At 67.6% G+C, this 15,006-nt stretch carries 12 protein-coding genes; all 12 read left to right on the top strand.

Translation table 11 applies throughout. The features are described from left to right. Positions 1 to 21 precede the first annotated feature (21 nt). From AB1285_RS09435 to AB1285_RS09380, 12 genes are read left to right on the top strand one after another with little or no spacing between them, the layout of a single operon-like run. Positions 22 to 3,096 (top strand): hypothetical protein, encoded by a 3,075-nt coding sequence (locus AB1285_RS09435; RefSeq protein ID WP_259953167.1) that lies wholly within the window; start codon positions 22 to 24, stop codon positions 3,094 to 3,096. Between the two features lie 51 nt (positions 3,097 to 3,147). Continuing rightward, a complete protein-coding gene (locus AB1285_RS09430; protein WP_187663690.1) occupies positions 3,148 to 4,143 on the top strand; it encodes a GDP-mannose 4,6-dehydratase in 996 nt (331 codons plus the stop codon). Continuing rightward, a complete protein-coding gene (locus tag AB1285_RS09425; protein ID WP_187663691.1) occupies positions 4,140 to 5,297 on the top strand; it encodes a LegC family aminotransferase in 1,158 nt (385 codons plus the stop codon). Before AB1285_RS09430 ends, AB1285_RS09425 begins: the two co-directional genes overlap by 4 nt. Then, on the top strand, positions 5,294 to 6,463 hold the full coding sequence (gene neuC / locus AB1285_RS09420; protein ID WP_187663692.1) for a UDP-N-acetylglucosamine 2-epimerase: 1,170 nt from the start codon (positions 5,294 to 5,296) through the stop codon (positions 6,461 to 6,463). The genes AB1285_RS09425 and neuC overlap by 4 nt, the downstream gene beginning before the upstream one ends. After that, positions 6,453 to 7,550, top strand: a complete 1,098-nt coding sequence (gene neuB / locus AB1285_RS09415; RefSeq protein ID WP_187663693.1) for an N-acetylneuraminate synthase — start codon at positions 6,453 to 6,455, stop codon at positions 7,548 to 7,550. Before neuC ends, neuB begins: the two co-directional genes overlap by 11 nt. Beyond that, complete coding sequence (locus AB1285_RS09410; protein ID WP_187663694.1) at positions 7,543 to 8,187, top strand: acetyltransferase; 645 nt, start codon at positions 7,543 to 7,545, stop codon at positions 8,185 to 8,187. The genes neuB and AB1285_RS09410 overlap by 8 nt, the downstream gene beginning before the upstream one ends. Further along, positions 8,184 to 9,227 carry a nucleotidyltransferase family protein gene (locus AB1285_RS09405; RefSeq protein ID WP_259953168.1) on the top strand — a complete coding sequence of 348 codons (1,044 nt, stop codon included), beginning with the start codon at positions 8,184 to 8,186 and terminating at the stop codon, positions 9,225 to 9,227. The genes AB1285_RS09410 and AB1285_RS09405 overlap by 4 nt, the downstream gene beginning before the upstream one ends. Continuing rightward, positions 9,224 to 9,922 carry a cytidylyltransferase domain-containing protein gene (locus tag AB1285_RS09400; RefSeq protein WP_268776552.1) on the top strand — a complete coding sequence of 233 codons (699 nt, stop codon included), beginning with the start codon at positions 9,224 to 9,226 and terminating at the stop codon, positions 9,920 to 9,922. The genes AB1285_RS09405 and AB1285_RS09400 overlap by 4 nt, the downstream gene beginning before the upstream one ends. After that, positions 9,919 to 11,394, top strand: coding sequence for a hypothetical protein (locus AB1285_RS09395; RefSeq protein ID WP_370428724.1), 1,476 nt, complete (start codon positions 9,919 to 9,921; stop codon positions 11,392 to 11,394). The genes AB1285_RS09400 and AB1285_RS09395 overlap by 4 nt, the downstream gene beginning before the upstream one ends. Positions 11,395 to 11,446: 52 nt before the next feature. Next, positions 11,447 to 12,382 (top strand): ABC transporter permease, encoded by a 936-nt coding sequence (locus AB1285_RS09390; protein WP_232089212.1) that lies wholly within the window; start codon positions 11,447 to 11,449, stop codon positions 12,380 to 12,382. After that, positions 12,379 to 13,113 (top strand): ABC transporter ATP-binding protein, encoded by a 735-nt coding sequence (locus tag AB1285_RS09385; RefSeq protein WP_187663698.1) that lies wholly within the window; start codon positions 12,379 to 12,381, stop codon positions 13,111 to 13,113. Before AB1285_RS09390 ends, AB1285_RS09385 begins: the two co-directional genes overlap by 4 nt. Continuing rightward, on the top strand, positions 13,110 to 15,005 hold the full coding sequence (locus tag AB1285_RS09380; RefSeq protein WP_268776550.1) for a DUF6541 family protein: 1,896 nt from the start codon (positions 13,110 to 13,112) through the stop codon (positions 15,003 to 15,005). The genes AB1285_RS09385 and AB1285_RS09380 overlap by 4 nt, the downstream gene beginning before the upstream one ends. Position 15,006 lies beyond the last annotated feature (1 nt).

Genomic DNA, 15,006 nt, shown 5'->3' with positions numbered 1-15,006 from the left:
AACTTCCGTCACACTGGTCACATGTCTCGACGTGCCCCACGCTCTCGAAACACCACGAAGGTCACCCGCCTTCTCACCTGTTTCCTCGCTGCCTCCGCCCTGGTGATCGGCACGGTGGTCCCCGCCACCGCCGCCTCCGCCGCGACCTCCGTCGCACCGACCGTCGCGCGTACCGCCGCCGATCCCGCGCAGACCGGGCTGGCCAAGACCACTCTGGTCGGGTTCACGCCGGGCAACATCATCAGCGACGCCGTGTTCACCAACAAGAGCACGATGACCGAAGCGCAGATCCAGACCTTCTTCAACAGCAAGGTCTCCCGCTGCCTCGGCGGACGGGACGAGAACAACGAGCCGATCGTCTGTCTCAAGGACTTCCGCATGAACACGGTCACCCGTCCGGGGGACCAGTACTGCAGCGGATACTCCGGTGCTGCGAACGAGTCCGCTGCGCGCATCATCTATCGCGTGGCCCAGGCCTGCAACATCAACCCGCAGGTGCTCATCGTCATGCTCCAGAAGGAGCAGGGGCTCGTGACCCACACCTGGCCGAGCGCCTGGCGGTACCGGATCGCGCTCGGGCAGGGCTGCCCGGACACCGCGCCGTGCGACCCGAACTACATCGGCTTCTTCCACCAGATCTACGGTGCCGCGCGCCAGATGCAGATCTACATGGAGGGCAAGTGGTTCCAGTGGTACGCGCCGGGGCGCACCTGGAACATCCTCTACAACCCCAACAGCTCCTGCGGATCCTCGCCGGTCTACGTCGCGAACAAGGCGACGTCCGCGCTGTACTACTACACGCCGTACCAGCCGAACGCCGCAGCGCTGCGGGCCGGCTACGGAAAGGGTGACGGGTGCTCCGCGTACGGTAACCGGAACTTCTACAACTACTTCACGGACTGGTTCGGCTCGACCCAGAAGCCGGTGGTGGACCCGCTCGGCGACATCCGTCGCCTGCACACCTCGCTCGGCGGGGCGACCGGCGTTCTCGGCGCCGCGAAGACGACTCCGGCCTGTACGGCAACGACCGCGCGGTGCACCGTGACGTACGTCAACGGCATCATCACCTGGACGAAGGCGCTCGGCGCGCGACAGGTCTACGGTGAGGTGTATAAGGAGTACACGGCTCAGGGCGGTCTCGGGGGAAAGCTCGGATACCCGAAGACCACGCCCACGGCTGTCACGGACCCGAACGGCAACGGGACCGCGCAGCAGTTCGACGCCGGGTGGGTTCATTCGTCGGTGGCGGGGACGTTCGCGTCGTCGAACACGATCATGACCGCGTACAGCAAGGCGGGATGGTTGCGTGGCAAGCTCGGGTGGCCGGCGGGTGTGGAGACGTGCTCGGCGACGTCGTGTGTGCAGGCGTTCCAGGGCGGCTCGATCGGTTATCAGAAGGGGAAGGCGGCGGTTCCGCTGGTGGGCGTCGAGGCGGACGCGATCGATGTGGTGTTCGCGGCGCAGGGCGGCAGCTCGGGGGCGCTGGGTGCGCCGGTCGGGCAGTTGACGGTGGTGTCGGATCCGCAGGGCAATGGTCTCGTCCGTCAGTTCGCGAACGGGTGGATTCACGCGTCGGCGGCCGGGGCGTTCGTGACGTCGAACGCGTCGATGAAGGAGTACAGCGCGTCGGGGTGGCTGCGGGGGAAGCTGGGATGGCCCACGAGTGCGGAGTCCAAGGTGACGGATCCGAACGGCGACGGGGTCGCGCAGAGCTTCCGGGGTGGGTGGATCCACTCTTCTGCAAAGGGTGCGTTCGCGACCTCGACGCGGATGATGTCGGGATATAGCAAGGCCGGTTGGGTGAGGGGTTCACTCGGATGGCCGGTGAGCGCTGAGGTATGCACGGGCGCTTCGTGTACCCAGGCGTTCGCCGGGGGTGTCCTCTCGTTCACGGGCACCGCTGAGCCGACGAGTGCGGTGGGTGTCTCGGCCGCGGCCATCGCGAAGGTTCGCGCTGATCCGGCCAGCAGTCCGGTCGCGCTCGGCGGAGCTGTCGATCCCGTACCTTCGCTCGTGGCGGACCCGAACGGTGGCGGTATGGCGCAGAAGTTCTCCGGTGGGTGGGTTCATTCGTCGGTGGCGGGGACGTTCGCGTCGTCGAACACGATCATGACCGCGTACAGCAAGGCGGGATGGTTGCGTGGCAAGCTCGGGTGGCCGGCGGGTGTGGAGACGTGCTCGGCGACGTCGTGTGTGCAGGCGTTCCAGGGCGGCTCGATCGGTTATCAGAAGGGGAAGGCGGCGGTTCCGCTGGTGGGCGTCGAGGCGGACGCGATCGATGTGGTGTTCGCGGCGCAGGGCGGCAGCTCGGGGGCGCTGGGTGCGCCGGTCGGGCAGTTGACGGTGGTGTCGGATCCGCAGGGCAATGGTCTCGTCCGTCAGTTCGCGAACGGGTGGATTCACGCGTCGGCGGCCGGGGCGTTCGTGACGTCGAACGCGTCGATGAAGGAGTACAGCGCGTCGGGGTGGCTGCGGGGGAAGCTGGGATGGCCCACGAGTGCGGAGTCCAAGGTGACGGATCCGAACGGCGACGGGGTCGCGCAGAGCTTCCGGGGTGGGTGGATCCACTCTTCTGCAAAGGGTGCGTTCGCGACCTCGACGCGGATGATGTCGGGATATAGCAAGGCCGGTTGGGTGAGGGGTTCACTCGGATGGCCGGTGAGCGCTGAGGTATGCACGGGCGCTTCGTGTACCCAGGCGTTCGCCGGGGGTGTCCTCTCGTTCACGGGCACCGCTGAGCCGACGAGTGCGGTGGGTGTCTCGGCCGCGGCCATCGCGAAGGTTCGCGCTGATCCGGCCAGCAGTCCGGTCGCGCTCGGCGGAGCTGTCGATCCCGTACCTTCGCTCGTGGCGGACCCGAACGGTGGCGGTATGGCGCAGAAGTTCTCCGGTGGGTGGGTTCATTCGTCGGTGGCGGGGACGTTCGCGTCGTCGAACACGATCATGACCGCGTACAGCAAGGCGGGATGGTTGCGTGGCAAGCTCGGGTGGCCGGCGGGTGTGGAGACGTGCTCGGCGACGTCGTGTGTGCAGGCGTTCCAGGGCGGCTCGATCAGCTATGTGAAAGGCAAGGCGGCGACGGTCGCCTATCGCTGAGGCGCGGCCGTCGCCGCGGGCAGTTCGCGGGGATCGGATAGACTCGAACGCATGAAGGTACTGCTCACAGGAGCTGACGGATTCATCGGATCGCACCTCGCGGAGCAGCTCGTCAGAGATGGTCACGACGTCCGAGCCCTGGTGCTGTACAACTCGTTCGACTCGCGCGGTTGGCTCGATGGCATCGCGGACGAGGTCGCCCAAGAGATCGAGTTCCTGCCTGGTGACGTCCGTGATCCTGCGCTGATGATGTCGGCGGTGAGTGACCGTGATGCGGTCCTGCACCTCGCCGCGCTCATCGCCATCCCCTACTCGTACGCGGCTCCTGACCTGTATGTGCAGACGAACATCCAGGGCACGCTCAACCTGCTCAATGCAGCGCGTGCCGCCGACGTGAGCCGCTTCATCCACACGTCGACCAGCGAGGTCTACGGCACCGCCCGGTACGTGCCGATGGATGAGGGGCACCCGCTGCAGGGGCAGTCGCCGTACTCCGCATCCAAAATCGCGGCGGACCAGATGGTGAACGCGTACCACTCGTCGTTCGGGCTCCCCGCGGTGACGATCCGCCCGTTCAACACCTTCGGGCCGCGGCAGTCCGCCCGCGCCGTGATCCCCACGATCATCAGCCAGCTCGCCGCCGGCAAGCGGGAGGTCCAGCTCGGGGCACTCACTCCGACCCGCGACTTCACCTATGTCCCGGACACGGTCGCCGGATTCACGACGGCGCTGACCAGCACCGCCGGCGTCGGAGAGGTGATCAACCTCGGTGTCGGCTTCGAGGTATCCATCGGGCAGACGTTCGATCTCATCGCCGAGGTGATGGGCGTCGATGCTGTGGCCACCGAGGATCCCGCGCGGCTGCGCCCGGCGAACTCGGAGGTGGAGCGGCTTTTCTCCGACAACGCGAAGGCGCGCGAGATCCTGGGGTGGGCGCCCCGGTACGACGGTGTGGACGGCTTCCGCGAGGGCCTGCGCGCCACCGCCGAGTGGTTCACCGACCCGGGCAACCTGGCGCGCTACCGCACCGACGCGTACGTCGTATGATCACCCCCGCAGATTTCGTCCGCACGATCCGCCGCGTGGTGGGCGATGAGCCTTTCGTCGGCCTGCACGTCCCCGACATCACCGAGGTCGAGAAGGTACGGGTGCAGGAATGCCTCGACTCGACCTTCGTCTCGAGTGTCGGCGCTTTCGTGACCGAGTTCGAGCGGGGCATCGCCGAGTTCACCGGTGCCCGTCACGCGATCGCGGTGTCCAACGGAACGTCGGCCTTGCAGGTCGCGCTCGAACTGGTCGGAGTCGGCGCGGGCGACGACGTGATCGTCCCGACCCTGTCCTTCGTGGCCACCGCGAACGCGGTCTCGCATGCGGGCGCCCAGCCGTACTTCGTCGACAGCGATGAGATGTCCGCTGGGTTGTCTGTCGATGCCGTCTCGGACGTGCTCCGCTCCGCGCGATCCACGTCCGAGGGCCTGGTGAACGCCGTCACCGGACGACGCATCGCCGCCATCGTGCCGATGCACACGCTCGGCCACCCGATGCGCATCGTCGAGCTCGTCGCGCTCGCGACCGAGTACGGCGTTCCCGTGGTCGAGGATGCCGCCGAGTCGCTCGGCAGCCGGGTCGACGGCGTCCACACAGGCAGGTTCGGCCGGATGGGCATTCTCAGTTTCAACGGGAACAAGATCCTCACGACCGGTGGCGGCGGGATGATCCTCACCGACGACGACGAGCTCGCCCACAGGGCGCGCCACCTCACCACGACGGCGAAGCTGCCGCACCGCTGGGAGTTCGAGCACGACGAGGTCGCGTACAACTACCGGATGCCCAACCTCAACGCCGCCCTCGGCGTCGCGCAGCTCGAACGCCTGCCTCGCTTCCTCGCCGACAAACGCCGGCTGGCGGCTCGCTACCGCTCCGCCTTCGCCGACGTCGATGGCATCGAGTTCCTCGACGAGCCGGAGGGGACCGTGAGCAACTACTGGCTGTGCGCGGTTCGCGTGGACGGCGACATCGCGCGCCGCGATGAGTTCCTCGAGGCGACCAACGACGCCGGCCTGCAGTGCCGGCCGTTCTGGAATCTGCTGCACGCCCAGGCGCCCTATCGTCAGCTGCCCCACGCCCGGGTGCCCGTGGCTGAAGCCCTGCACGCGTCCGTCGTGTGCATTCCGAGTTCGCCGGCGCTGGCAGCGGCATGAGGACGATCGCCGTCGTCACCGGCACCCGTGCGGACTACGGGCTGCTGCGCGGATTGCTCCGGGCGATCGATGACGACCCGCAGCTCGACCTGCGGATCATCGTCACGGGCACTCATCTCACGGATTCCTTCGGGAGGACGGTGTCCGAGATCGAGCGGGACGGGTTCACCGTCGCCGCGGCGGTTCCGATCTGGTCGGGCGACGATAGCGCTCTCGCCGCCGCCGCGGACGTCGGCCGCGCCCTGCCCGAGTATGCGCGGGCGCTGGCGGATATCGGCCCCGACGTGGTCGTGGTGCTGGGGGATCGTCTGGAGGCCTACGCCGTCGCGACGGCCGCGACGATCCTCTCGGTTCCGGTCGCGCACATCCATGGCGGGGAGCTCACCGAGGGGGCGATGGACGACGCACTCCGCCACTCGATCACCAAGATGTCGTACCTGCACTTCACCTCGACACCTGAGCACCGCACGCGGGTCATCCAGCTGGGGGAGGACCCGCGACGGGTCTTCTTCTTCGGCGCGCCGATCGTCGACATCCTGGAGACCTTCGAGCCGATGCCGCGCCGTGACGTCGAGGAACGGTTCGGCATCCGGCTGCCCGAGCCGACGGCGCTCGTCACCTTCCATCCGGCGATCATGGACGTGGCACCGGCCGAGCACCTCGTCGAGGAGCTCCTCGACGGATTGCTCGCGGTGGACGAGCTCCACATCGTCATCACGGGGTCAAACTCGGACATCGGCACGGATGCGGTCCGGGAACGGATCGCGCGCTTCGTGTCCGAACACCCCGAGCGCGTCGACTATGTCGAATCGTTCGGACAGCGCGGCTATCTCAGCGCCATGAGGGCGGCTGCCGTCGTCGCGGGGAACTCGTCCAGCACCGTCTTGGAGGCGCCGGTCCTCGGGACCCCCTCTGTGCTGATCGGCGATCGCCAGAAGGGCCGACCGATCGCCGCGAGCGTGGAGGTGCCAGAGCCCACCGCCGCGGCGATCGCCGCCGCCATCCGCCGGCAGCTCGCCGCCCCGCCTCTCGCCGATCCGGAGAGTCCGTTCGGTCGGCCGGGCTTCGCCGCCCGCACGGCGGCGACGTTGCGAGACGCGGAGATCCCCCGCCCGCCGAAGAAGTCCTTCCACGATCTCGAACAGGGAGATGACCATGGCCGCTGATGTGTTCGTGATCGCAGAGGCGGGGGTGAACCACAACGGTTCGCTCGACGTCGCCAAGGAGCTCGTGGACCTCGCCGCCGACGCGGGGGCGGACGCGGTGAAGTTCCAGACCTTCTCCGCCGATGCGCTCGCGCTCGAGACGGCAGAGCTCGCGGACTATCAGCGGGTGTCCGACCAAGACGCGCGCAGCCAGCATGACCTCCTCCGCGGGCTGGAGCTGAGCCGTGAGGAGTTCCGAGCCCTGCGGACGCACTGTGACGAGCGCGGAATCCGGTTCCTGTCCACGGCCTTCGATCTCGACGGTCTCGACTTCCTCATCGACGAGCTCGGCATCCCTCTCGTGAAGATCGCGTCGGGTGATCTCACCTTCGCCCCGCTCCTGGTCAAAGCGGGCCGAAGCGGGCTGCCGGTGATCCTGTCCACGGGGATGGCCGATCTGGAGGAGATCGCCAGGGCGCTGCGCTTCCTCGCCGCGGGACTGGGGCAGCGTCACGGTGTGCTTGAGCCCTCGGAGCGCCTCACCGAGAGCGCGCTCGCCAGGGCGTGGGAGGCACGGAACGAGCGCATCCGGTTCGACGAGCACGTGACGATCCTGCACTGCACGACTGAGTACCCGGCAGCGGACGAGCACCTGAACCTGAGAGCGATGCCGACGATCGCGAGCACGTTCGGGCACAGGGTCGGCTACTCCGATCATTCGCTCGGCTCGCTGGCCTCCGTGCTCGCCGTCGGGCTCGGCGCGACCGTCCTCGAGAAGCACTTCACATTCGACGTCGCCGCGGAGGGACCTGATCACGCGGCCTCGCTGGATCCCGACGGCCTGCGCGACTACGTCGCGGCGGTCCGCCGCGTGCCGGCGATGCTCGGATCGCCGGAGAAGCGGGCGCAGAGCGTCGAGGAGGGGAACCGCGCGGTCGTGCGGCGCAGTCTGGTGGCCGCGCGGGACATCCCCTCCGGCGCCGTGATCAGGGAGCAGGACCTCGCGTGCTTCCGCCCCGCGACGGGTCGCACCTCCTTCGACTTCTGGGAAGTCGTCGGCGGCTTGGCGTCCCGGGCATACCGACGCGGTGAGCTCATCGATGAGTGAGCTGGTCCTGCTGGGCGGCGGGGGACACGCGAAGTCCGTGCTGGCGGCCGCACGCGCTCTGGGGCTCGGAGTGCGCGGGTATCTCGCGCCGGAGGCCGGAGATCTGGGCGAGGACTGTCCGTACCTCGGCGACGACGACCTGCTCTCGTCGCTCCGCGCGGATGACGTGCTCTTCGTCAACGGGCTGGGCTCGACAGCGTCGACGCGGGCCCGGCGCGCTCTGTATGAGCGGGCCGTCGCATACGGTTTGCGGGCGGCGCAGATCGTCCATCCTCGAGGTTTCGTCGACCCGGGGGCCCGCCTGGCGGCGGGGGTTCAGGTGCTCGCCGCGGCGCTCGTGAACAGCGGGGCCGTCATCGGGGAGAACGTGCTGATCAATTCCGGGGCGATCATCGAGCACGACGTCCTGGTGGACGCCCACGCGCACGTCTCTCCCGGTGCGGTGATCGCCGGCGGTGTCCGGATCGGCGAGGGTGCCCACGTCGGTCTCGGTGCCCGTGTCAGCCAGGGACTCACGCTGGGACCCGGGAGCGTCATCGGTGCCGGCGCCGTCGTGATCAGGGACGTCCCGGCGGGGGCTGTGGTCGCGGGCGTGCCGGCCAGGGTCATCGAATCCGAGAGAAGGGAACCGGCATGAGCTCGAACGCCGACCTGTCCGTGCACCCGGAGACGAGCATCCGCGACGCGCTCTCCCAACTCGACCGGAGCCGACGCCAGGTCGTCTTCGTCGAAGATGACGGAGGGCGACTGGTCGGAGCGGTGAGCGACGGCGACATCCGTCGTGGCCTCCTCGCCGGAGCATCGCTCGAGGACCGTGTCGACCGGGTGATGAACGCGAGCCCGGCCACGGTGCCTCCGACGGCGACTCAGGACGCCGTCGACGAGCTGAAGGCGAGACGCGGCATCCGCGTCGTCGCGGTGGTCGACGACGGGCGCATCGTCGACGTCGTCGGCGAGGGCGAGCGCATCGCCACGCCGCTTCCGACGTCCGTGGTACTCATGGCCGGCGGCCGGGGGCAGCGGCTCTACCCGATCACGAAGGACATCCCGAAGCCTCTCGTCCCCCTGGGCGACAGTCCGATGATCGACATCATCCTCGGCAGGCTCCGCAGTCAGGGGTTCCGCCGCGTGCACGTGTCCGTCAACCACCTCGGGCATCTCATCGAGGAGCATCTCGGCGACGGCAGCGCGCACGGGTTGGACGTCACGTACCTGCACGAGCCGATGCCGCTCGGCACAGCCGGCGCGATCGCCCAGCTGCGCGGCGAGATCACCTCGCCCTTCGTGGTGATGAACTCGGACCTGCTCACCGACGTCGATCTCCGGCGCATGCTCGGCTTCCATCGCGATGCGCGGGCGACCGCCACGATCGGAGCGCGCGAGTACGGCTTCGAGATCCCGTACGGCGTCATCCGTCGTGACGGCCACCGTGTCACCGGGCTCGCCGAGAAGCCGTATCACAGCGAGCTCGTCAGCGCCGGGATCTATGTTCTCGATCCGGACGCCCTGCAACTGCTCGAACAGGACGAGTACTGCGACATGCCGACGCTGTTGTCGCGCCTCATGGAGGTCGATCGTTCGGTCGCCGCCTATGAGATCCGCGAAGAGTGGATCGATGTGGGCAGACCGGAAGATCTCGAACGCGCCAGGGTGGCGTGGGAACGGAGAACCAGATGAGGATCTGCACGATCACCGTGCGCGCCGGTTCGAAGGGAGTCCCGGGGAAGAACCTCCGCATGGTCGCGGGGCGGCCGATGTTCGCTCATTCGGTGGCGCAAGCTGCGGCGACAGGACTCTTCGACGAGGTCGTCGTCTCCAGCGACTCGGAGGAGATCCTTGCTCTCGCCCCGCAGTACGGCGCGACGGGCGTCGTGCGCCGACCCCCGGAGATGGCTACCGACACGGCGGGCAAGGTCCCCGCCATCGCCCACGCCGTGCGCACCACGGAGCAGCGCACCGGTAGGACCTACGACGTGTGCGTGGACCTCGACGCGACCAGTCCGCTCCGCACCTTGGACGACATCCGCGCGGCCGTGCGGATGTTCGAGGAATCGGAGGCCGCGTCACTGATCACGGGTGCGGAAGCGCGGCGCAATCCGTACTTCAACCTCGTCGAGGAGCAGCCGGACGGCACCGTCGCCGTGAGCAAGCAGCCCGACGACGCGGTGCTCCGGCGGCAGGACGCGCCGCGGTGCTTCGACATGAACGGCTCCATCTACGTGTGGAAGCGGCAGGCGCTGGTGGAGGACCAGGTCGTCTTCCTGCCGTCGACCATCCTGTACGAGATGCCCGCTGAACGTTCCGTCGACGTGGACAGCGAGTTCGACTTCCGCATCGTCGAGTGGCTGATGGAGCAACGGGAGGATCTGTGACCGCCGATTCGCGCAGCCTCGACGCGCGGACGTCCGATGCGGTACGCCGGTTGCTCGACCTCGAGGACGATGCCCCCGACGTAGTGCGGGAGACGCTGCCCGGAGCATCGGTGCCCTTCTGGGCCCAGGTCCGCATGCGGGTGGCCTGGGCGCTCTCCGCACAGCAGACCGGCAGTGTCGATGTGACACCCGGTACGTGGAACCGATGGAAGCAGGCCCGGCGCATCGCGAGGGCCCAGCTTCCGGACCGCTGGGATGCGCCGCGGCGCGCTCGACGCCACGATGTCTGCTTCTACGTCGGAGGCGGCACGCTGGCCGCCTCGGACGGCACAGCGCTGAACTGGCTCGTCGACGATTTCGCCGGGGCGGCCGGGGATGCGGTGGTGGTGCAGCAGCAACCTCTGCCGTCCCCTCTGGGACGGCCGTCGTTCCGTCCGACGCTGACCATGGATGCCGCGAACGCGCGGGTGACCATGCGGGTGCGCGGCGCGCATCCGTCCGATGCGGTAGGGCGGTCGATAGAGTCGCTGCTCGCCGATTTCGCCCGACGGCTGGGGCAAGAGCCCGGTGCGTTCGCGAAGATCGCGCAACGCGCGGTCCGGGATGAGAACTATCGCCGACCGCAGCTCGACGAACTTCGCCGCCTGATCGACAGGGTCCGTCCGCGCGTCGTCCTCTTCGACAACGGCTCGTACACGTATCACGGCGAATCGGTGGGATTGTTCAAAGACGCGGGCGCGTACGTCGCCGAGCCGCAACACGGCTGGATCGGCCCGTCCCACGCCGCATACAACTACGGGCGGTTGTTCCGGGAGCCTGCGCTCCGCCGAGCGCTGCCGGACGAGGTGCTGACGTTCGGCGATTTCTGGTCCGACTCGATCCGTCATCCCGGGCGGGTGACGGCGATCGGAAAGCCGCATCTCGAGCGGCAGGCCGCATCCGCGCCGGCGTCCCGACGCCCGCAGGTCCTCGTGGTCTCCTCTCGCACGGACCCTGAGCGGACCGATGCGCTCGTCATCGAGCTGCGGGGGCTGCTCGATGACAGCTGGTCGGTCGTCTTCCGTCCGCATCCGGGCGAGCGCTACGAGACCGGGGGGAGGTACCCGCGGCTCTCTGCGCACCCGGGAGTGACGGTTGACGAGCAACCGGACGTCTACGAATCGTTGAAGCAGACGACGGTGGTGGTCGGTGAGGCGAGCACGGTGCTGTTCGAGGCCCGGGCCTTCGGGTGCGAGGTGATCCCGCGGGACAGTGCGTTCGCGGCCGCAGTAATCGGCGATGCGTTCGGGGATCGGGTGCAGGACGCGCGACAGATCGCAGATCGCATCCGCAGCAGTGTGGGGCATCGGACGGCGGCGAGGGTCGACGACAGCATCTGGGCAACGCACGCAGTCCAGAACTTCCGAGACTGGCTGGCCGCAAGCCTCGACTCGGAGGACAGTCCGCGTGCAGGAAGCTCCGAACCCGCCTGATCTAGAATGATGGAGTCGCGGCACAGGCCGCCGTGCGTCGAATGAGTGGACTGTGACTGAAACCCGAGATCTCTTCGCTGCCATCCCACGCACCGAGTTCGACACCCCCGGCACGAGCCACGGGCTGATCGATGTGGTGCGCTGGCGGTATCTGCTGAGCCTCCTCGTCCGTACCGGCGTGACGACCCGGTACCGCAACTCCGTGCTGGGCTGGGTGTGGTCGTATGTCCGCCCAGCGGCGCAGTTCCTGGTCTTCTGGGTCGTCCTCGGGATATTCATGAACCTGGACCGTGTCCCGAACTACGCCGTGTACCTCTTCTCCGGCATCGTCGTCATCAACCTCTTCTCCGAGGGGTTCAAGAACGCGACGGGGTCGATCGTCGGGAATGCGGCGCTGGTGCGGAAGGTGTTCCTGCCGAGGCAGCTCTTCGCGGTCTCGGCGGTGCTGGTGTCTTTCGTGCACTTTCTCCCTCAGGTCGGGCTCCTCCTGCTGGTGTGCGCGCTCATGGGCGGATTCGCGCACATGACGGTGCTCGGCGTGCTCGCGGCGATCGCCGGAATGCTCATCGTGATGGTCTTCGCGCTCGGCACCGGTCTCTTCTTCGGAGCAGTGAACGTGAGGTTCCGTGACGCGGAGAACATCGTCGAACTGCTTCTCCTGCTGGCGACGTGGGCGTCGCCAGTGCTCTATGCCTGGACCATGGTGTACGAAGCGGTGGTCGACAAGCTGGGCTGGCCGTCCTGGCTCGTCGAGGCCTACATGCTCAATCCGATCACCCAGGGCGTGGAACTCTTCCACTACGCGTTCTGGCGCCCCGCGAGTCAAGACCTCGTCCAGTCCGCCGGGTACGCCGGTGAGGCGCTGACCCCGATCCCGCCCGACCTCGGCATGAATACGCTGTGGACCGCGCTCATCGCCGTCGGCGCGCTGCTGCTCGGGCAGCTCGTGTTCCGACGCCTGGAAGGAAAGTTCGCACAGGACCTATGAGTGATACCGCGCTCCGTCCGAGCATCATCGTCGAGGGTGTTCGCAAGACGTTCACGTTGAACCATGCGTTCTCGCTGAAGGACACCGTGGTGTCCTGGATCCGGCGCCGGAAGTTGACGTCGACGTTCGAGGCTCTCCAGGGTGTCGACCTCGTTATCCAGGAAGGTGAGTCGGTCGCCATCCTCGGGATGAACGGCTCGGGGAAGTCGACACTGCTCAAGATGATTTCCGGCGTCATGGACCCGGACGCCGGTGAGGTGCTCACCCGAGGACGCGTGGCGGGGCTCATCGAGGTCGGGGCGGGTTTCCATCCCGAGCTCTCCGGCCGAGAGAACGTGTTCTTGAACGCTGCGATCCTCGGGATGAAGAAGCACCAGATAGAGGAGCGCTACGACGAGATCGTGGCGTTCAGTGAGATCGAGGAGTTCATCGATCAGGAGGTCAAGCATTATTCGTCAGGGATGTTCCTCCGCCTGGCGTTCGCCGTGGCGATCCACGTGGAATTGGACGTGCTCCTGATGGATGAGATCCTCTCGGTCGGCGATGTGCCGTTCCGGGAGAAGTGCCGACAGAAGTTCGAAGAGCTCGTGGCTGCAGGCAAGACCCTCGTCGTGGTGAGTCACGACATGGAGATGGTCCGCCAGCTGTGCACGCGGGGCGTGGTCATCAGCAAGGGCAGGGTCGTCTACGACGGCGAGCTCGAGGGCGCCATCGCGCTGGTGGACGCGTGAGCGCCGACTGGCTCGGGCAGATCCCGGCCTTTCTCGTCGCATGCGCGCTGCTGACCCTCCCCGGTCTTCCCTCCGCGTTGCTGCTTCGTCTCCGAGGCGTGACGGCTCTCGGAGGCGCGATCGTCCTGTCGTTGGCGAGCGTCGGTGCGGCCACGCTGTTGGCACCCGTCCTCGGTCTGCGCTGGTCGCTTTTGCCCGTGCTCATCGCGGCGGCAGCAATCATGGTGGTGGCCGCTGCGCTCTGGTTCGTCCGGCGATCGGCCGTCCAGCCGTTGGGTGGGGGTGCCGGCCGGAGTGTATGGCTGGGGGTCGGCGTCGGCGCACTCGGCTGGATACTGATCTTGATCGTGGGCATGTCGGGTGCGGGACATCCGAGTCAGCTCTTCGACGGCCTGTTCCATCTCAACGCCGTCGAGTTCGTCATGGAGAACGGCGATGCATCGCCGTTCCACATGACCATGGTGATGCCGGGCGTCGCGAGCACGTTCTACCCGACCCTGTGGCATGCGCTGGTCTCTCTGGTCGTACCCTTCAGCTCTGGAATCGTCCCCGCGACGAACGTCATGACGATCGCCGCGATCGCCGTCGTGTGGCCGGTCGCCCTCGCCACCCTGACGAACGTTCTCTTCGCGCGCTATCGCGCCGCGGCGGCGTGGGCTCCGCTGGTCGCATTCGGCTTCAGCGTCTTCCCCCTCGGTTTCCTGAACTGGGGAGTGCTGTATCCCAACCTGATCGGGACGCTTCAGATCCCGCTGTTGCTCGCGTTCGTCGTCCTGGCCTGCCGTCCCGGCCTGACGTGGGGCCAGCGCACCGGTCTCGTCCTGACCGCCATCGCCGCGATGGGCGCGACCGCCCTCGGCCACCCTTCCGCGCTGCTCGGGGCGATCGCTCTGCTGGTGCCGTTCGCCGTATGGGGCGCTTGGAGGGTGGCGAAGGCGGGGAGCACCCGTACGAGGGTGCTCGTCGTGATCGCGGTCGCCGTCGCAACGGTGGCACTGGTTGCCGTGTGGAGACTCGCCAACGTGACGACTCACGAATGGCTCCCGGGCTCGACCCTCGGCGCGGCCCTCGGCGAGGTCGCCTTCCTCAGCCCCGTCGGTCGGGCGACCGGTCTGCTCGTGGGACCGCTGGCATTCGTCGGGATCTGGACCGTCGCGAAGAGCCGTCGATGGTGGATCCTGGGGAGTTATGGGGTCGCGATCATCCTGTTCCTCGTGTCGACCTCGCTCTCGATTCTCGGGCTCCGAAGCGCGTTGGTGGGAATCTGGTACGACGACACGACTCGTGTGGCAGCGCTTCTCGGAGTGCTGGGCGTGCCGCTGGCAGCACTCGGGGCAGCCGTGGTCTGGAGCTGGATCCGGACACAGTGGAAGCAGAGGCGCAGCGTGCGCGCTGTTGCGGTGGTCGTCCTCGGTGTGCTGCTCGCCGCCACACACCTGAGCGCGCTGGTCAACGATCTGCGGTACATGCGCAATGTGAGTTTCCGCTTCGACGCTCATTCGCAGGGGCTCTCCGCGGACGAGGCCGAGCTCTTCGCCGAAGCATCCTCTCTGCTCGGACCGGACGCTCTCGTGCTCGGTGATCCGCTCACCGGCGCGGCACTGCTCTATGCATACACAGGCCACGACGTCGTGTTCCCGCACGTCACCGGGCGATACGACGCCGACGCGTTGCTGCTGGCTCGATCGTTGAACACCGCCTCGACCGAGGTCTGTTCATCGATCGACCGCCTGGGGGTCACGCACGTGCTCGATTTCGGGGACAGGCAGCTCTATGAGAACCACTACGTCACGTACAACGGTCTGCACGACCTCGCCGGGTCCCCGATCCTGACCGAGGTCGCCAGCGTCGGCGACAGTGCTGCGCTCTATCAGGTCACCGGCTGCCCGTAGA

The sequence above is a fragment of the Microbacterium sp. NRRL B-14842 genome (assembly GCF_050470785.1).
Note: the sequence above shows the minus strand (reverse complement) of the source record. Positions and strands in the feature narration are given on the sequence as shown.